21 protein-coding genes are annotated in these 18,477 nt (G+C 53.0%); 3 read left to right on the top strand and 18 right to left on the bottom strand.

Annotation, left to right across the window (positions count from 1 at the left end; translation table 11 throughout):
• The 11 genes from RMO15_RS06570 to RMO15_RS06520 form a co-directional block, all read right to left on the bottom strand.
• On the bottom strand, positions 1-1,399 hold a 1,399-nt coding region (locus RMO15_RS06570; RefSeq protein WP_309709512.1), incomplete at its 3' end, for an amino acid adenylation domain-containing protein.
• A 4-nt stretch (positions 1,400-1,403) separates the two neighbouring features.
• Positions 1,404-2,318 carry a glycosyltransferase family A protein gene (locus RMO15_RS06565; RefSeq protein WP_309709510.1) on the bottom strand — a complete coding sequence of 305 codons (915 nt, stop codon included), beginning with the start codon at positions 2,316-2,318 and terminating at the stop codon, positions 1,404-1,406.
• Positions 2,319-2,353: 35 nt separating this feature from the next.
• Positions 2,354-3,052 (bottom strand): hypothetical protein, encoded by a 699-nt coding sequence (locus RMO15_RS06560; protein ID WP_309709507.1) that lies wholly within the window; start codon positions 3,050-3,052, stop codon positions 2,354-2,356.
• Positions 3,049-3,714, bottom strand: a complete 666-nt coding sequence (locus RMO15_RS06555) for an exosortase-associated EpsI family protein (protein ID WP_309709504.1) — start codon at positions 3,712-3,714, stop codon at positions 3,049-3,051. Before RMO15_RS06555 ends, RMO15_RS06560 begins: the two co-directional genes overlap by 4 nt.
• Before the next feature lie 11 nt (positions 3,715-3,725).
• Entirely contained in the window at positions 3,726-4,880 is a 1,155-nt protein-coding gene (locus RMO15_RS06550) for an archaeosortase/exosortase family protein (RefSeq protein ID WP_309709502.1), read from the bottom strand.
• Positions 4,873-5,580 carry a hypothetical protein gene (locus RMO15_RS06545; protein WP_309709500.1) on the bottom strand — a complete coding sequence of 236 codons (708 nt, stop codon included), beginning with the start codon at positions 5,578-5,580 and terminating at the stop codon, positions 4,873-4,875. Before RMO15_RS06545 ends, RMO15_RS06550 begins: the two co-directional genes overlap by 8 nt.
• A complete protein-coding gene (locus RMO15_RS06540) occupies positions 5,577-6,227 on the bottom strand; it encodes a hypothetical protein (RefSeq protein WP_309709498.1) in 651 nt (216 codons plus the stop codon). The genes RMO15_RS06545 and RMO15_RS06540 overlap by 4 nt, the downstream gene beginning before the upstream one ends.
• A 1-nt stretch (position 6,228) precedes the next feature.
• Positions 6,229-7,167: an exosortase/archaeosortase family protein gene (locus RMO15_RS06535; protein ID WP_309709493.1), complete on the bottom strand. Its 939-nt coding sequence runs from the start codon at positions 7,165-7,167 to the stop codon at positions 6,229-6,231.
• Between the two features lie 22 nt (positions 7,168-7,189).
• Positions 7,190-7,384: a hypothetical protein gene (locus tag RMO15_RS06530; RefSeq protein WP_309709491.1), complete on the bottom strand. Its 195-nt coding sequence runs from the start codon at positions 7,382-7,384 to the stop codon at positions 7,190-7,192.
• Entirely contained in the window at positions 7,381-7,797 is a 417-nt protein-coding gene (locus RMO15_RS06525; RefSeq protein ID WP_309709488.1) for a hypothetical protein, read from the bottom strand. Before RMO15_RS06525 ends, RMO15_RS06530 begins: the two co-directional genes overlap by 4 nt.
• A gap of 33 nt (positions 7,798-7,830) precedes the next feature.
• Positions 7,831-8,112 carry a hypothetical protein gene (locus RMO15_RS06520; protein WP_309709486.1) on the bottom strand — a complete coding sequence of 94 codons (282 nt, stop codon included), beginning with the start codon at positions 8,110-8,112 and terminating at the stop codon, positions 7,831-7,833.
• A gap of 109 nt (positions 8,113-8,221) precedes the next feature.
• Here RMO15_RS06520 and RMO15_RS06515 point away from each other — a divergent pair, with 109 nt between their 5' ends.
• A complete protein-coding gene (locus RMO15_RS06515) occupies positions 8,222-9,910 on the top strand; it encodes an exosortase C-terminal domain/associated protein EpsI (RefSeq protein WP_309709484.1) in 1,689 nt (562 codons plus the stop codon).
• Entirely contained in the window at positions 9,907-10,548 is a 642-nt protein-coding gene (gene purN, locus RMO15_RS06510) for a phosphoribosylglycinamide formyltransferase (RefSeq protein WP_309709481.1), read from the top strand. Before RMO15_RS06515 ends, purN begins: the two co-directional genes overlap by 4 nt.
• On the opposite strand, the gene RMO15_RS06505 is transcribed toward purN, so the two are convergent.
• The 5 genes from RMO15_RS06505 to RMO15_RS06485 form a co-directional block, all read right to left on the bottom strand.
• Positions 10,523-11,158 (bottom strand): SGNH/GDSL hydrolase family protein, encoded by a 636-nt coding sequence (locus tag RMO15_RS06505; RefSeq protein WP_309709479.1) that lies wholly within the window; start codon positions 11,156-11,158, stop codon positions 10,523-10,525. The two genes, purN and RMO15_RS06505, sit on opposite strands and share 26 nt — an antisense overlap.
• 3 nt (positions 11,159-11,161) lie before the next feature.
• Entirely contained in the window at positions 11,162-12,250 is a 1,089-nt protein-coding gene (locus RMO15_RS06500; RefSeq protein ID WP_309709477.1) for a C2 family cysteine protease, read from the bottom strand.
• A 33-nt stretch (positions 12,251-12,283) separates the two neighbouring features.
• On the bottom strand, positions 12,284-12,937 hold the full coding sequence (locus tag RMO15_RS06495) for an SGNH/GDSL hydrolase family protein (protein ID WP_309709475.1): 654 nt from the start codon (positions 12,935-12,937) through the stop codon (positions 12,284-12,286).
• Positions 12,938-13,112: 175 nt separating this feature from the next.
• Positions 13,113-13,337 carry a hypothetical protein gene (locus tag RMO15_RS06490; RefSeq protein ID WP_309709472.1) on the bottom strand — a complete coding sequence of 75 codons (225 nt, stop codon included), beginning with the start codon at positions 13,335-13,337 and terminating at the stop codon, positions 13,113-13,115.
• Between the two features lie 333 nt (positions 13,338-13,670).
• Positions 13,671-14,309, bottom strand: a complete 639-nt coding sequence (locus tag RMO15_RS06485) for a hypothetical protein (protein ID WP_309709470.1) — start codon at positions 14,307-14,309, stop codon at positions 13,671-13,673.
• A 42-nt stretch (positions 14,310-14,351) separates the two neighbouring features.
• Between RMO15_RS06485 and RMO15_RS06480 the strand changes: the two genes are divergently transcribed.
• A complete protein-coding gene (locus tag RMO15_RS06480; RefSeq protein WP_309709467.1) occupies positions 14,352-16,889 on the top strand; it encodes a sugar phosphate nucleotidyltransferase in 2,538 nt (845 codons plus the stop codon).
• Between the two features lie 30 nt (positions 16,890-16,919).
• On the opposite strand, the gene ychF is transcribed toward RMO15_RS06480, so the two are convergent.
• Together ychF and RMO15_RS06470 are read right to left on the bottom strand one after the other, a co-directional pair.
• On the bottom strand, positions 16,920-18,035 hold the full coding sequence (ychF, locus tag RMO15_RS06475) for a redox-regulated ATPase YchF (protein WP_309709464.1): 1,116 nt from the start codon (positions 18,033-18,035) through the stop codon (positions 16,920-16,922).
• A 164-nt stretch (positions 18,036-18,199) separates the two neighbouring features.
• Positions 18,200-18,477: PDZ domain-containing protein (locus RMO15_RS06470; protein ID WP_309709463.1), on the bottom strand; the 278-nt coding region annotated here is incomplete at its 5' end.

The raw sequence follows: 18,477 nt of genomic DNA, 5'->3' as shown, positions 1-18,477 counted from the left end.
GTGCTCGCCGATCCAGCTTGCCATTGACCGTCATGGGGAAGCTCTCTAGGTGTACAAATGCCGTGGGCACCATGTAGCTTGGGAGCTGCTCTCGTAGATAAGCAGTCAGAGCAGCAGTCTCGGGCTTCTGGCCCAGCGTGTAGCCTACTAATTTCTCATCGTGCAGGGCGACGGCGCTCCCGCGAACGCCCGGAAATTGCACCAAGGCCGCCTCTATCTCCCCGAGCTCGATTCTATGGCCCCGCAGCTTGACCTGAAGATCCGAGCGCCCGATGTAATCCAGCTCGTTGTTGGGAAGTACCGAGACAAGATCGCCAGATTTATAGACACGCTCGCCTTGGTAGCAGATAAAGCGCTCTGACGTCAGCTCGGGGCGCTTGAGATAGCCACGGGTCACACCTGCGCCACCAACCCAGAGCTCGCTATTGACCACGTGCATCGTCCAACCCGGAAACGCGACGCCAATCGGGCTGACTTTTGAGTTCGTGTCGCTGGCTAAGATACGCCGGTAGCTCACAAAAACTGTGGTCTCCGTGATACCGTAGAGGTTCCAGAGAGCAGGACTCTGATCGCCGTAGCGGGCAAACCATGGCTTCAGACTTGCCACTTCGAGCTTCTCCGCTGCAAGAATTACCGTACGAAGGGTTTCTAATTTAGGAGCACTTTCGTCGGCGGCCATGAGCTGCGAGAACGCGGTGGGGGACTGGTTGAGGATCGTCACACCCTCGCGACGGAGCAGAGCGTGGAAGGCATCAGCGGCTCGGCGCTCGGTCTCGGTTGGAATGACTAGCCGCCCGCCATGGAGCAGTGCACCCCAGATCTCCCAGACCGAGAAATCAAAGGCGTAGGAGTGAAAGAGCGTCCAGACATCGCGCTCCGTAGCAGCAAACGCCGGGTTGTTAAAAAGTGGCAGGACATTCTGGTGCTCGACGAGGCAGCCTTTGGGCTGACCTGTGGAGCCCGACGTGTAGATCATATAGGCCAGGTTCTGTGCTGTCGCGAGGCTGATCGGCGCATTCGTGCGCTCCTCAAGGCTTACTTTGACTATGGTCGCCGAGGTTTCTGGGAGTGCAACGCCTTCTTGTGTCACCAGAACGCTTGCCTCACAGTCAGCGAGCTGAAAGGCAAGCCTGTCGGCGGGGTAGGCGGGGTCAAGCGGGACATAAGCGCCTCCCGCTTTCAGAATCCCCAAGGTCCCGACCACCATCTCAAAGCCACGGTTCACCAGAAGCGCCACGAGTGTCTCTGGGCCGACGCCTTGTTCGACAAGACGGTGTGCCAGAGCATTTGCCCGCGCATCTAGCTGGGAATAAGTTAGCGACTGACCCGAAAACGTCAGCGCAGGCGCATTCGGGGTTCGTGCGACTTGCACCGCAAAGCGTTCGTGGAGGGTATGCATTGGATTATCTCACTAGTGTGTGCCGTAGCTTGTTCGCGACACGACGCGGAAGCTGCCGCACTTTAAAAAGTGTCGGATTTTTGAAAGGGAGTAGTGCATCTGAAAGTGCTTTTTCAATATCAGGACTCTTGAGTTTATTGTCGTCTAAATAACTCTGGATCCAGAGGAGAATTTTTCGTTTTGCAGGGTTAGCTTTACCTAGAGCCCATTCGCCTTTTGCCATCGCTTGATGGCAGCAGTTATCCGGGTGCTGACGGTAGAGACTCCACGTGTTTGATGCCGCATAGACAGGGAATCTTGTGAACAGCCGGGTATAGAGAACATTGTCTTCATAGAGCCCTTTAAAAGTCTCGTCCCAGCCCCCAATTTCACGTAGGGTCTGAGTTCGAGCAATAAACTCTGATGTACAGGGCTGATAGCTCTCATCACGAAGCCAATGCAAGAGCATTTCGGGAGGGGAGATCAGGCGATCTGCTGGAAGCTCACCAAGATTGGGCCAGTCGGGCTGGGTCGCATTAGGAGCCCACGAGTGCCAGATGGTGCTACGACCAAAGAGAGCGACTGCTTCCGGAAAGCGCTCCAAAAGCTCCACTTGTTCCATAAGCTTGTTGGGGAGCCAAAAGTCATCCGCATCGAGAAGTGCGGTGTATTTTCCTCGGGCATGAGCAAGCCCGAGATTTCGAGTCGCACTCATGCCACGGTTTACACCACCGCGATGTTCAAGGTACGTGATGCGATTGGGATGCTGCTGCGCATACTGCCGCGCGATCTCAGTCGAACCATCCTGGGAGCCATCGTTGACGAGCAAAAGCTCCCAGTCCATAAAGGTCTGCGCAAGGACAGAGTCGAGTGCTTCGGTGAAAAAACGTCCCGGGTTATAAAAAATAACGACAACGGAGACACAAGGTTTGGCAGTCATGTTTCCTGTGTTGTGCAGGAAGCGTGCCGAATACTCTAAAGTTTGTAGCTCGTAAGCTCTTTCAGAAAAAGTTGATTTGGTTGGTTGGGATTATTGACGATATAGCGCACCTTTACCATGCCAACACCAGGAGCAAACCAGCGGGTAGTCCAGTAAGTGCTAGCCCCTCCAGATGTTGTCGTCTCGAGAATTGAATCCACGCGATAAGCCGTAAATGTCCCTGCTGGTACTGTTACCTTCTCAATTGCCTTTAAGCGGGAGTGACCTTTGCTCGGGACAAGCGAACCACGCACCAGCACCCCCCCTTGCCAGGCAATTGACTTATCGAAGTTTAAGGGAAATTGCAACAGAGGCATCGGAGGTTTCATCGTGACTTTGTCGTTTCCCCCTGTGGACGAGAGATGAGTAATTTCTTGGGATGTAATCTTAAAGAGCTCTTCACGTGGTGGGCCTGAGATTTGAGCACTTGTAAGAACAACTGCTTCAACACCTTCCACGATTCGGCGTGGTTGAGCCACAACTTTTTCTTGATCCCCTTTGGTATTGACAAGGCGATAGATCCAGTATCCACCAACCGGTGTTGGAAATAATGACTTTTCGGGAGATATTGGTTTGGTATTGATTTCCTCGGGCAGATGAATAAAGTTATCATCTGCACCGCTCGCAATTCGAACATTTTTACAGCTTGTGAGTAGTGGGATAAAGCATAGCAATGGTAAGTAATGGAATTTCATTCGCCTGATTTCCCCGCTTTTAGTAGTTCTCTGTAGACATTACGCGAGATCTCGTGGACACCACGTTGGGCATTCAGTCCTGTTGAGTCTTCGTCTTCATTGAAACCTGTGTAAATGCGAAGAATCACTGACTGACGTCCTAGCACGAGTGCACCATAACCGGTTCGAAGGCGTGCCGGTAAATCCCGGAAATTTCCCATCATCGGCTCACTTGTTGTATAGCCATCGCGACCCTGTTGCCAGTAATACATGATGATACGTACCTTTGGCTCATTACGATTCCGAAAAATCATGGCCCTAACCAAAGCACTTCCGGGGCCATCAAGAGGGAATTCCCTTAGTGAGGTAAACTCCCAGACCCCAGTACCACCTACACAGACCGTCGGATCATGAAAGTTCTCAAAGGGCCCCGCCGTAACGAGCGTCGCGAGTACGGAGTCCCCGGTACCGTTGGAGAACGCAACACTTGATGCACGAGGGAACCCGAGAATCGAGAGTGTTTCCTGGGATACAGGCTGGTTTGTCCCTTCCCAGGAACCAATTGTCGTTGAGATATTTGGGAACCAACCACCAGCCCACTCGAGTCTTTTCTGGGAAAAAATACTTAGTGCTGCTGTTACTCCGACAATGGCCGACATTTGAATAAAGAGTCGCTTGGTCATGTTGAAGTTATCTACCTATTCTCCTTCTTCTTACGCTGTGCCCGAACTCGATCCGCTTTTCGCATCCGAGAATCAAGATTACGATTTGTCCTGCTCATCCATTGTCCTACTTTAGCAAAAAGAGGAGTTGTTTTATCAATAGCCCAGAATAGAGGACGGAAAATTACATTAATAAATCCCCCTAGTGCTGTGCCCGCAGTAACTGATTTAGTGATTACTTTATCAACAGGGCGTTGAATAGTGTTGCTTGCGATCTCTACTTTATTTGCAATCTTTTTTACCCATGACGGTGTTCGAAACGGAGGGAGATATTTAATAAGAAGAAAACTTATAGAAATTCCTATTATTGTAATTATCCATGAATTTGTATTTGCAAAAATTATTGCTATGTTTGGTTTTCCTGACGAAAAATAACAAATAATAATAAAACGGACTAGGTATATTGCTAACGTCACAACACAGCCAACAAGGATTTGGTATATTATTTTAGATGCATTATATAAATGATAGAGTCCGTAACCCCAGAATATAAGAATGGCTGAAAAAAAACCTTGGCTGCCTGAAATACCAAAAGGCAGAGGTATTGTACCGTTATTTATGACGAGTGCATCTCCGCTAATAATTACATTGTTGCCTACACGGATAAATATCTGTTGTATTAGTAATATACTGATACGCTGAAACAGTTTTTCAAACTGCCCAACAAAACTTTCAGGTAGCCAGGGCACTATTGCTAATAAGAATAAAATAGGAGCTACAAGAGGACGTAAACTTTTTCTGCTATAGACTCGCACAATTATGCCAAGGAGGATCAAAACAAGTCCTAAAATTCCTGCTAAAGCTAATCGAGAAAAATGAGCGAAAAAATAAAGTACACATCCTATGATTAAGAGTGTTAGGCTTCCCGACGAGTTTTTTTTAGGGTTTCGTTTTTCGGTACGGTTAATCTTTGCCCATGCGGTCGTAATAAAGTGCCTGCGTCCCCAAAGTATGAGGAGAAATCCAGGCAGGATAAATGGCTGGGCTGCTAAAAGTGAGTAATGATATTGCCAGAAATTTTCCATCCAACGAAAGGGGATGATCCATGCAGTTAAATAAATTAAAAAAAGTAAGCACCAGTATTTTTGTGACTTAAGCAATGTCCATAAATCTTGAAATTTATTCATTATTTAATTTCCCTCGCACCATATAACGTTCTAAATTTTGAACTGCAGGTCGTCCACCATCTGCATAGCTTCGTTGTATGAAGCCAATATCGCGAGATAGCCAACGAATAGCAGGGAAATGGAGGGGGATATCATTGGGGCGCACCATTGAAATTACGGAATCAATTTTATAAGTTTGAAACCTACCCATCTGAGTTTGAAGCGTTTCTTGTGACGTAATGCGACAATATCCTGTTGCTTCGTAGCGTTTTGTTTTAAAAAGAATATTTCCTTTCCAATTTCCTTCGTCACCTTCATGAAAGGATGAAGCAAGCAAGCGCATTGGAGGATCGAGTTGCAAAAGATCTGTCTGTTTTTCACCAAAAGCCATCAGCCAAATCCCTGTTGAGTCATTCCGATAAACCTCTTGACGCCATAGTGATCCGTTCCTAAGAATCTTTACGAGCAGTCCATTTTGACCAGCAATCTGAATAGGGCCGACAACTTCGATTTTATCTTTTGTTTTATTTTTTTCACTGATTGCAGTCATTTCCCAGTAATTTCCTGGATAAAGTGGCAGAAGAGGCTTGCTATCTGTTTTTGGTTCATTACGTTGTAGATCTTTGAGGTAGTCAAGATCTTCACCACCTGATGAGAACTTTGAAGCACAACCGCTTATAATACTAAGAGCTAAAAAAAATGTGATTAAAGTAGCTCTCATGATTTTCTCTTTGTGTTCTGCTCATATATACTATGAGCAATACGATCCAGCGTGCGTCTAGCCTGTGCACCATTTTTGTCAGATGAATCAATAGTTATGTATAGTCGGACAAGACAAACAGGTTCGTTTCGAATTAGTTCTAAACCATTTAAACGAAGTCTCTCTAAGAAATTAGGCTCCATACTACGGTCACCAAATAATGTAGTACCTCCTGTAGGTGACTGTAACCATGCATAAACCAACATGCGTCGCTCAGAATTGGGAACTTTCAAGACCCAAGCACGAACTAATTTATCCGGCCCAAAAAGTGGTAAGCTTCGCTGAGCACTAATTTGCAGTTGGGAAAACATATCAGGCTCACGGTAAGATTCAAAAGAGCGGGGAGCAATAAACTGGCAACGAACTTGCTCATCAAGAGGATTGCGAAACTCTATTCCCTTGGTACTAGATCCCCCTAATTTGCTTAATACTTCTTGTGATAAGGGCATCTCAGAAATATTCCATGAATCAATTGCGGCTGGTGTCTCTAAAAGCCATTTCGAACTATAGCTTTGACGGATTGAAATTATCAGTATAAGTAACGCAAGAGATATCAGCAGGATTCCCATCCTCCTAATACGTTGATCTAGTATAGATTCTTCATTCATATTACAATTTCTTATTTTTTGTACGTGATGGGGCCATTTTTTCGCTAAATGAACGAATCACTAGAAGGCACAGGAATACGGTTGTTATAGTGGGGATGAAAAGGAGCTGGTTTTCTAGGATTTTTGCAAAATCAGGCATGACGCGAGCAGAAATACCAAGGAATGTCAAACGGAGTACGTTTCCTAGGCACGTGATAAACGCAGCAACCATCAAAACGATGAGTCCTCGCAGAAAATTGCTTCGTCCCCAACTAAGGTAGCAGATTGTGCTGACGAGCACAAAGCAGAAAACTCCTACCCCGCTGGTTGTTGGATAGATAAAGATGGTATGCCCGACATCTTGAATGACAACGACAGCGCCCTGAATTCTTGTCTTAATCCCAATGAGTCCAAGGGTGCCTCCCATCATTGATGCAGAGATCAATTGGAACTTCTGTACAATTCCAGAGAAAAATCCTATGGGGGGCGGGATCGCCAGTAAAAGGAAAGCCAGCGGCGTAAGCATAATTCGCAACAGAAAAGGACCAAAGAGATACCAAATAGCACCTACTTGGATGATCCAAACGCTAAAAATCATGAGAGGAGGCATTGCACCTATCTGGCTCATTAGAAGTAAGGCACCACCAACTATTACCAACACCATGTTGCCTGAACGGCGAGCGTCTCTAGGATTAGGAAAGAGCGTTGTTAGTTCTTGATGTGTCTGGTTCCAGTCTTCACGGTATGACCAAGCAATCAAAACGGCACCCACAGGGACACAGGCTTGAAAGAAGAGCTGGGAGCCTTCGCCGAACCAGAGACTTGTCCCATTTCTGAGGAGAAAGCCAAGAATGATGGAAAATGGAAGCATAACCCAAACCCAGCGCCGAAGTAGCTGAGGGAATTTGACAGTCGAAGGCACAGTAGGTGGGGTAATGTCAGACGTCACAATAGTTGCCATTTTACCATAATAAGTTTTGGGTTTAGTTCTTCCGGGCAATGCGGGCCGCGAGCGCAAAAAGACCTACGAGACCGGTTAGCACAACCCCAATGGTAGCCCCAAAATATTCGGGGGCACCAAGGTATTGCGAAATCCACGCGCCAATAAATCCCATTAAAATGGTTGCAATAGACCAGCCGACAAACGTTCCCCACCAATACGGTCGTTGTTGTTTCATTGTTCCTGTGTGCCTCGTTTTTTTTGTTGAAGGGTGGTCAGTGCCTGACTACCGATTTGCTTTGGGTCAAAGAGCAACGCTTGAATTCCTGTCAATGGAGCAAGAAGTGCTTCCGCATCCTCAAGACGATTGGCATTCAGATAAGTAACCCCAAGGGCAATCCTCCAGCCCCAGTTGCGACTAATATCCTTAAAGAGAGGAATACCACACAGAAGCGCCCCAAGACCAAAGAGTAGGTTGTCGAGCCAAAGCCGTCCCACCCAGAGAGGCTTAATCAGGGTGAGAAGCAAGCCCCATGCTACAAGACGTACCAAGACGAAAATAAAGGCTCTTAGCTGACGTCGAAGTAGCTGTCGTAGGGCAACCTCGCGCTCGGGTAGCGAAGTTTCGTTTGGAGATTTTGACTGCGGCACAGCTCATTGTACCGCTATAGAGTCTGTTGAGACCTATGCGGCACGGCCGCCCGGGACGAGAGTAAGATGTCCACAGGCGCGAGCCACAAAGGAAGGGGGAGGAGGCTCGGGCTGATTTTTTCGCTCAATGACCACCCACTCTGCCACCACTTTATTGTCTTCGACTAGCGCAAGGCGGCGTGGTCGGCTGGGGATTTCCAGATCGCGCTCTGCGGCCCACTGTGCGATTTCCCGACGTGCTTGTGCACGACTCTGCTGGTCACTGGAGACGAGTAGACAAGTTTTGTTAGCACGTGTCGGAAAGATGTTGATCATGAACCTTATATCGGCTACATCCCTGTTTTGGCTCAGGGGACTTGGAAGAAGAACAGGTAAATTCGCCAGTATGGTAACGAAGTAGGGGAGTCAGGCGTATAATAAAGTCATGTCTACTGAGCCCTTGGCGACATCGAAATACGAAAAACCTGCTTTCCCCTACCTGGCTCCTTTGGTATTAGGTATCCTATTTTTCTGCCTGTATGGACTCGGCAACTGGCCGGGGATGCCCGGATTTGCCGAAGGGCAGCAGTCTACCCTTGGTTTTCTCGGTTACCGCTGGGCGACAGATCCTAGCGCCACGCATGGCTGGTTGATCATCCCTATTGCCACGGCGGTGGTCTGGTACAAGCGCGAGAAGCTGCGTCGCACTCCGCTTAGCTCCGACAAGCGGGGTCTTTGGGTTGTGTTGCTCGCTCTTTTGATGCACCTCTCCGAAAAGGCGCTGGATCTCAATGGCCCGTCGCCGCTCTCAATTCCTATCTTTCTGGCAGGTGCTGTGTGGTACTTGGCGGGAACTGCCTGGCTACGAGAGCTGGCATTTCCGCTGGCCTACCTAACATTTTTCCTGCCCATCCCCGGTGGTCTCACGCAGCCTGTTAGTTTTCCGCTAAGACTGATCGCCACCAGTGGGAGCAAGTGGATTGTCGAGCACCTCTTTAATGTTCACATGACCGGCGCGGGCATGGACATGGAGTTCCCGTTTCTCAAGACCGGTGAGGCAGTGCGGGTGAAGATCGCCGATCCGTGCTCAGGGATTCACTCACTGATGGCGATCAAGGCGCTCCATGCAATCACTGCCTATATCTCACGGCTGGATCTTAAGTGGAAGTGGGTGCTGTTCTGGCTCGCGCTCCCCATCACGCTAGCAGCCAATGTGATTCGAATCACGCTACTTATTCTTGTGTGCACCTACTACGATCCGAAGTTTGGCCTGGGGACATTTCACGATGCGTCGCCGTACCCGCTCTTTATTATCGTCCTGCTTCTACTGGTGAGCATTGGCCGGTTTCTAGAGCGCGTGACCGGCGGCGAAAAGCGTTGGAAAACACGCCAGGAAGCGGAAAAGGCGGATTGGTCCGCAAGCCCGGCTCCCACCAAATGGAACCGAGTGGGGGTGGCTCCGAAGCTCATGCCGCTCGGTGCGATGATGGCGACGATCTTGATGATCTCGCTTGTGGCCTCCGCTAGGACGACTGTGAAAGCTCCCTCGGTGGATGTGAAGGTGATTCCGGCGGAGCTGGGGCGCTGGAAATGTCCTGAGGGCGATATTTCAGATGCGGCACTGGCAGAGTCCGACTCCTACCTAATTCGCCAGTATATTCGCGATGATGGCCAAAAGGTGCAGCTTTTGGTGGTCTACCGGCGCTACGGGAGGCGTGAGTTTGCCCACCGGCCCGATCAGTGCTTCCCGGCGGGTGGCTATGTCCAGCTCCTCAAGGACACGACAACACTTCCGTGGGCGGGGCGCGAAGACACGGCAGTTCATATGCTCTTTGATGGGAGCAAAGTTGAGTACAGTGACGGTAAGTTTGGCGTGCCCGTTGCAACCGTCAGCTACTTCTTTGTTTCTGGGAACCGTACGGAATCTGACTTCATGCGTCAGCAACTTATTATGGCAACCGAGCGGCTCTTCCCGAATAAAAACGGTTGGACTTTTGTGCGCTTGGTAACCCATCGTGCAACAACCGATGAGGCGGCTCTGGCGGCGCAGAAAGACTTCATGAAGACCTTCGAGCCCGAGATACGGAAAATCATTACCACAGATCCTGAGACTGCAGGGAAAGAGGGCGCGTGACGGAGATAAAGCCACTGAGGCTGGCGGTGTTTGTGGGGGTGAGGGGGCGCGGCTCCAACCTGATGGCGATCCACAGCGCAACCCAAGACGGACGACTGAGCGGTGAAGTGGCGCTCGTGATCGGCACGAAGCCCGATGCCCCCGCGCTCCTTCGAGCGCAAGAGGCGGGGATTCCCGTAGCTGTCATCGCTCCGGGGGACAGCTACGAAGCACAGCTCCTTGCCACTCTAACCAAGGCCCACGTGAACACAATCGCCCTGGCGGGGTATCTACGCAAGCTCCCCGAGGCCGTGGTGGAGCACTTTCGCAATCGGATCGTTAATGTGCACCCCGCACTGCTTCCGGCGTTCGGCGGAAAAGGGATGTACGGCCACCACGTTCACGAAGCCGTGGTGGCCTACGGCTGTAAAGTCAGCGGTTGCACCGTGCACTTTGTGGACTCCGAGTACGATACCGGCCCGATTGTCCTTCAGCGAACGGTGCCCGTGCTCGATACCGATACCCCGGAGACTCTGGCGGCGCGAATCCTCCCCGAGGAACACGCCGCCTATATCGAGGCCCTTCAGCTTCTCGCCGAGGGGCGAATCTTGCTGGAGGGGCGACGGGTCGTGATTACCAGCGGTAGTCCACGGTCTTAAGAAAGACGCGGGAGAGAACCATGTGGCCGGTGGGGCTGGGGTGAACTTTGTCGCCAGCCAGAGCCCCGAAGGCCATGCTCTTCAGCGCATTGTCGTAGGCGGCTTGTGTGTCCCCAAAGCGGCAGCCGTGCTCTTTTGCGAGCTGGCGCACCAGCTTTCCGTACTCGTCCATCCGCTTGCGCATCGGCTGGTCGCGATCCGGCTCGACATAGAACGGTGTCAGAAGCGTGATTCCCTTGACCAGTGGCTTTGTCTGAAGGAGCAGCTCTGTGTAGGTCTTGACAAACTCCTCGGGGAAGACGCTGTCGAGATTGTTGGTGCCCGCAAACTGCCGCCAGACATCGTTGGTGCCGATCATGATACTCAGCCAGTCCGGCTTGAGATCAATCACGTCTTTCTGCCAGCGGGACTTGAGGTTTCGAATTGTGTTTCCCGAGATGCCCGTATTGAGCACCCGAATCTTGCGCTCCGGGTAGGTTGCGCCCAGGAGCGTGTTCACTTGTGACGGGTAGCCACCGCCCAGCCCTTTATCTTCTCCGACAGGCCGTGCCCGTCCCGCGTCCGTAATCGAGTCACCGATAAACAGCAGGGTTCCACTTTCAATCTTCATAGCTTACTTTGCTTTCTTCGCCGTCTCAAAAACGACTGCGTTGAAAATATCAATAAAATCGAGTAAAGGCAAGCTAAATGTACCAGAGCGCATGGGATAGCCGTTGATCTTGCCCGAACTCCCCTTGGGCTTGAAGTTGTTGCCATGAGGGTTCCAGAGCGTAATGGTGTCACTTGTGGGGTCGAAGCCCAGAACTGCATAGGCATGCCGCGGTGAGATACCGGGAGTCTCCACCTTTTCAGGTGTCCCCGTGCAGATCAGCCGCCGTGCTTTCAGGGCAGGCTCCAAACGCTCGCGGAGCTGACTTGCATTCGCACGACGCGTCGGGACACTATCCGTCTCGTGGTTTGTGAGTGTCTCCAGCACGGGTTTTACGGAGCCGCCTCGGGCAATCCAGTCAGTAACAGACTCTTTTTGTTTCTCTTCCGGCTTGTTACGGTTGCGCACCTCCCCAAAAGCTTTCTCTAAAAGTGTCAGCCAGATACCCGAGTTCTCCGTGGCGGAGGTAAGTGCAAGCTCTGTGTCTGTGGGGGCCGTTACCACAACCGGCGCTACTCCGGGGAAGGCGACGGAGAACGTACCCGGTGTTTGCTGCGTGAACATTGCACGAACAGCGGCAGCATCGCGTGCTATCGCCGCCCCAATCGGGGCCAGAAAAAAGCAGTCTCCAAGGCGGCCCTGGTGAAACTCCGTGAGCGCCGGAGCCCCAGGGGCGAAGAGCACCCGGCGGGTCTTCTGGATCTTCTGAAGCGCGTTACTGTAAGTCTTTCCCAGCTCCGGGCCTTTGAGCTGATTCATGCGAATGGCCTCTAAGTTAGTGCGCGACCAGACAATTTCGTCCCACTTCTTGGCCCTCTGCGCCATCTTCAGCGCCCCCAGTGCCGCCGCATCCGCGCCACGAATCTGTGCGTCGGCAACCAGCGGGTCGGTCTCCCTACCGCTCAAGGTACCATCGTGGTTGGCATCCCAAACATCAAAATTCCGGCTCAGAACAGCCCAGAAGCCGTCTTGATTTTGCCCGACTTTCGGGCGTTTTTGTGGCAATGTAGCCGGAGCCGTTGCTATCAGCGCAGAGAGCAATAAAAGTTCCATGCCCTCTACCGACGTACAAACGCCTGTGTCGGTTCAAAGTGCGCCGACACTGCGTAAAAAGGCACGGGCAAGGGTCATGTGGCCCACCGGCCCTGGGTGAATCCGATCCCACGCGATGCTCGCAGGGTGCGTGTGCTCCAGCAAGAGATCAAAAGCAGCCTGGCTGTCCACAAAGACCGCCTCGAACTCCTCCGCAATCTCTTTGACAGCCGCTCCGTACTCATCCATGCGCTGGCGCATCGGGTCGTGAAGGTTGGCGTCCACCACATACGGCGTTATCAGCACTAGCCCCTTCAGCTTGGGCCGCGTGCGGTGACAGAGGCTCCACAGCGTCTCCGAGTACTCTGCAAGGGGCACAGCGCGTTCGGGCGCGAGAGGGGAGTCGAACTGTCGCCAGACATCGTTGATCCCGATCATCACCGAGAGCCAGTCTGGAGCGAGATCGGTCACATCGGACTTCCAGCGAGCTGCCAGATCGCGTACCGTGTTGCCACTGCTGCCCACGTTGCGAATCCGAATCCCACGCTCCGGGTAGGCCGCCCCAATCGTCGCCGCTACATCGCGGACATAGCCATTGCCAATCTCTCCCCAGTTCCACGGATTCGCCTCACCAACGGGCCGAGCACGGCCACAGTCGGTGATCGAGTCCCCAATAAAGAGCAGGTTAGAATTAGCTTCGATGCGCATGGCAGAAAATTCGGCAAGCCTAATGTTATTTCCTGCCTTCGTGCTCCGCAGTTTTCTGCTAGAGCGCGGGAACGACCGAGACGCTTTTGGCCTCGTTGAAGCTCCGTGTTCATGAGACAAAAGACAGCGGCGCTGGTTCTTGGTACCCCAATAACGGCTTCCACTTAATATATAATTACATGCCTCCGATTATTTCTTTTTTTCCGCTATCATATATTATTACAAAAAAATGCTTACTTTTTCGTTTACCTTTTTCATCAACATCATATATAATGATAATCCAATTTTTGTCTTCATTATGTCTTATAATACTAATATTTGATTTATCTAAATATTTTTTTATGAAATTATCTTCTGCTAAAATATTTACTACTTCTAAGAAACTTATTGTTTTCATCATGTCTTTCCTAACTGCATTACTGCATTGTGTTTTTTATCTAGCTTTTCAAAATTATGGCCATCTAAAGTGCTGGAAGGAATCACAAATAAACCAAAGCCAAAAACTATCTTTCTGTCGCAAGTCTCGTGATGGCGATTGTCCCATTCGCGTGGACGGTGAACGTCCAGCTTTGGGGCCTTTGGCCTCCTCCTCATGCCTCGTCGGTAAAATGGGGCATCGTCGGTCGAAATTCCGCCGAAGGCGCGGCGGGACGCCCCATAGCCCGACGATTTCCGTCGCGGCGATTTTCATCACGAGACTTGCGACAGGAAGAAAACTCTTGTCTCCGTTCGCTTACTTTCCGGCGAGGCGGCGGCGCTCGAAGAGTAGGTAGCCAATAAGCGCGGGCTCGGAGCCGACCATGGAGCCGACTCGGTCTAATGTCCGGGAGAAAGCGCGCTCGCTCTGGTCGCCGCTGGTGGTTCCGAGCTGATCTATCGCTTCGTCAATAATGGCAATGGCCTCAACCATATAGCGGCCCTTGCCAGAGGCCAGAGTGCGGTACTCGTAGCTGGTCCAGAGACGGTTGAGGCGCTCGTAGACATCGTCCCAGGTGGCCGTGTCCGCGGCGGCAGTGGGGTTGGCGTTCAGGCGGTCTTGCTGCTGCTGCTGCATCTTTGCCAGCGCCACCACTCCGGCTTTTACGGAGTTCCATGCCTCCAGAGTGGGGGAGTCGAGCACTTTGAGCTTGAGCTCACGGTTGCCCGTGATGTGCCGGAGCGCCTGCTCAATCTTAAGCTGGGAGTCGTTGGATTTCAGGGTGCCATTGAGCAAGCCATCCGTGCTGTCGATCCCCACGGCGAAGACATTGCCTTCCCATGCAATGGGGACACTTGCGTCTAGGGCACGGTACATGGCCGGAGCCACGGCTGCCTTCTTTGCCATCTCGACAACTTGTGTCCAAATAGCGATCATCTCTGTCTTATCTGCCATATTGCGTATTGTACCCGAAACAAAACGTGCTACAATAGGCATATGAAAGCCGTTGTCATGGCGGGCGGTGAGGGAACACGGCTTCGGCCCCTTACCTCCAACCGGCCAAAACCTCTCGTCCCTATTCTCAACAAGCCGATCGCGCAGCACATTATTGAGCACCTGAAACGTGCTGGAATCAATGACATCGTTGTCACGCTCTACTATCTCGGTGAGGAGATCCAGCGCTACTTTGGCGATGGCTCTGAGATGGATGTCAACCTGATTTACTCCGTCGAAGAGAACCCACTGGGTACGGCGGGCTCCGTGAAACAGGCGGAGGAGCATCTCAAGGACGGGACTTTTGTCATTGTCTCGGGTGATGCTCTCACGGACGTGGATATTGATAAAGCGCTGGCGTTTCATCGCGCCAAGGGAGCGGAAGCGACGCTGATCCTGAAGCCGGTTCCGAATCCCGTCGAGTTTGGCGTCGTGATGACCGAGCCCGATGGGCGCATTATTCGCTTTTTGGAGAAGCCGGATAAAGCCGAAGTTTTCTCCGATGCGGCCAATACAGGAATGTACATCCTAGAGCCCAGTGTTTTTGAGCTGATGGAGCACGGCAAGAGCTACGACTGGTCCCAAGACATTTTTCCACAGCTCCTTGCGGATGGCCGTCCACTCTATGGCTACACCATGGAGGAGTACTGGTGCGATGTGGGCTCTCTGGAGCAGTACCGCCAGGCCCAGTACGAGATGTTGGAGGGGCAGACCGCGCTTCCGATTCCCGGTGCAAGCCATCCCAATCGTATTTTTATCGGCGGCGGAACGGAGATCCATCCTACCGCCAAGCTCATTGGTCCCGTTGCGATCGGCTCGGATTGTCGGATTGGCCCTGGTGCGGTCATCGGCCCGGACGCCGTGCTCGGCGATGGGGCGATTGTCGAGGCCAATGCGCGGATTGAGAAAGCCATTCTCTGGCGCTCAGCCTATGTCGGGGCGGGGGCGCAGCTCACGGCCTGTACGATCTGTAACCACGTTCATCTGGGCGTCAATGTAAAAGTGGAAGAGAGCGCCGTCATTGGGGACAAGTGCTCGGTCGAGGCGGGGGCGACTATCCGCTCGCGGGTCAAGCTCTGGCCCGATAAGCTCATCGAGGAGCGCTCGGTGGTGACCGAGAGCCTTGTTTGGGGCGCCAAAGCATACTCGAATCTTTTCCGTGGCCTCGGTGTGCCGGGGATTACCAATATCGAGCTGACCCCTGACTTTGCGGCAAAGCTGGGAGCGTCTTTTGGCGCGTTTCTGAAAAAAGGCGCGACGGTCGTGGTCAGCCGCGACGGTCACCCGGCAAGCCGGATGCTCAAGCGTGCGCTCATGGCCGGGCTGTCCTCGGTGGGCGTGACGATGGTGGATGTCGAGGAGATGGCCCTGCCGGTTCTACGCACGACGATTCGAGCCAACCGTGCCCGCGGCGGTGTCCATGTTCGACAAGACCCGGATCATGCAGGTCGCACGCTCGTGGAGCTTTTCGATGAGCGGGGCATCTATCTCAACAAGAACAATGAGCGTAAGATCGAGACGATCTTCTTCCGGGAGGACTATGGACGTGTGTTGATGGACGAAGTGGGGACAATCAATGTCGCCACCCGTCCTCTGGAGCAGTACACGCAGCTTTTCTTGAAGCAGATTGCCGCCAAGGATATCGAGCGCCAAGAGTTTACGGTGGTCATTGACTATGCCTATGGCTCATCGCTGGCCCGTGTGCTTCCCTCGATCTTGGGACAGCTGGGCTGTAAAGTCTTTGTGCTCAATCCTTACCCGGACTGGAAGCGCTCGCCCAAGAACTCCCAAGACCGTGAGGCACTGGTAGCAGGGCTGGCACAAGTCGTTCACCAGCAGAAAGCCGATCTGGGGGTCATGATCTACTCCGATGGCGAGCGCCTGGAACTGGTAGACGAGCTGGGCAACCCGCTCAACCGGGCACGCCTGCTGGCGACACTGGCGACCATGGTGGCACAGACCACACGAGCAGGGGAGTGCAAGATCGCAGTGCCGCTCAACGCACCGTCGGCGATTGAGAGCATTCTCTCGCGCAGTGGAGGCATCGTTACCCGCACCAAGACTGATCCGCGCTTCTTGATGAATGTCGCTTCGTCTGCTGCGGAGAAACTCATCATGGCAGGAGATCTGGCAGGGGGCTTTATCTTTCCCGGCGGCGAAGAGGCGTTTCACCCCACGTTCGATGGTCTCTTTACCTTCGTAAAGACCCTGGAGATGATGGCTCTGCACCAGCGCCGTCCGCTCAGCTCGTTTGTGGCGGAGCTCCCGCCGATGCATCTCTCCAGCCAGACCCTGAGCTGCCCGCAGTCCGACAATGGGCGGGTGATGCGGATTCTGACGGAAGAGGCACAGAACGCCTCGGGCGAGCTAGAGCTTCTTGATGGCATTCGTGTGGTCGAGTCGCCCAACACCTGGACTCTCGTGCTCCCGGACCCTGCGGAACCCTCGATCCATGTGCACAGCGAGGGCGTCTCGGTCGCGGATGCCAATGCCAGAACCCAGCGCTACGCCGACCGCATCGCCGAGCTGATAGTCCCCTGATCCCCAAACATTGGGGATCAGGGGGATAGCTTACCCGCTACATAAAAACTCGACTACGTCACCGTCTTGCATGATATAGTCTTTGCCTTCGGTGCGGAGCCAGCCGCGGTCGCGTGAGGCGGCGATACTCCCGGCCTCGACGAGCTTGGTCCAGTCAATCACGAGGGCGCGGATAAACGTGCGCTCCAGATCGGTGTGGATCACGCCCGCCGCCGTGGGGGCCTTGTCGCCCTGGCGGATGGTCCAGGCACGCACTTCTTTCTCGCCTGCTGTCAGGAAGGTCTGCAAGCCGAGTAGCCGGAACGCGACACGGACGAGGCTATTCATTCCTGGCTCACTCAGCCCGAGGTCGTTGAGAAAGACCAGCGCCTCCTCGGGATCGAGCTCGGAGAGCTCAGCTTCGATCTGCGCGGAGATAGCCACGACATCCATGCCTTCTTCTTCGGCCATCTTTTTGAGGGTGGCATAGTGCGGGTTGCTGCCACCATCGGGCAAGTCCGAGTCGGGGACATTGGCGACATAGACCATGGGCTTGGCGGTGAGCAGGCCGGACTCTTTGTAGAACTTGGCAAGCGCCTCGGGATCGTTCCAGACGAATGTCCTGGCGGGCTTGCCTTCGCTCAGGTGCGCCACCAGGCTCTCGACCAACGGAACGAGCAGGGCATCGTCTTTGCTGGACTTTGCGTTTTTCTTCAGGCGATCCAGTCGCTTCTCTAAAATCTGCAAGTCCGCCAGCGCCAGCTCTAAATTGATCGTCACCGCATCGCCGACGGGATCGACGTGTCCCTCGACATGGATGATCTCCTCGCTCTCGAAGCAGCGCACCACATGGGCCACAGCGGCGACCTCGCGGATATTGGCCAGAAACTGATTGCCCAGCCCTTCACCTTTGTGTGCGCCTTTGACCAGTCCCGCAATGTCCACGAACTCGACGATGGTGGGAACCAGGGGCGGCACGCGGTCGCCCTTGGTGTAGACCTTCGCCAGAGCATCGAGGCGCTCATCGGGGAGCGTGACGATACCGACGTTTTTATCAATCGTTGCAAAGGGGTAGTTGGCCGCGACCGCGCCCGCTCTGGTGATTGCGTTGAAGAGTGTGGACTTACCCACGTTGGGCAAGCCCACGATTCCGACTCCTAGTGCCATAACGCCACAGAGTACCGCATATCCCACCATTTTGCCGCTCCGTGAACGGAGCGTCTCGTGGCACGCAGTGCCGTAAAGCCCGTGCCGGGCTATAAATTCGGTGGCCCGGCATGGGCTTTACGGCAGAGGAACGATGCCATTTCATGCCTCGTTCACGGGGCAGACTAAAGCACGTCCTGGAGGATAATCACGACCATGCGAGTCGCGCCCGTTGCGGTGCGTACCGTGGCTTGAAGCCTGGTTCCCGGAGCTCTGCGGAAGATCTCACGGCTGCCACTAAGACCTAGCTCTTTTGCTACCTGCCCGTCGAGCATGGTCAGAACATCGCCTTTTTTCAGTCCCGCCTTCTCCGCAGGACCACCTGCCGTGATCGTCAGCACTTCGTAGCCATCGCCCTCGAATGTCCCTGAGAACCCGACACGAGAGAAAATAAATGGCTTGC

This window comes from Armatimonas sp. (assembly GCF_031410135.1).
Lineage (GTDB): Bacteria > Armatimonadota > Armatimonadia > Armatimonadales > Armatimonadaceae > Armatimonas.
This window is presented reverse-complemented; position numbering and strand designations above follow the sequence as displayed.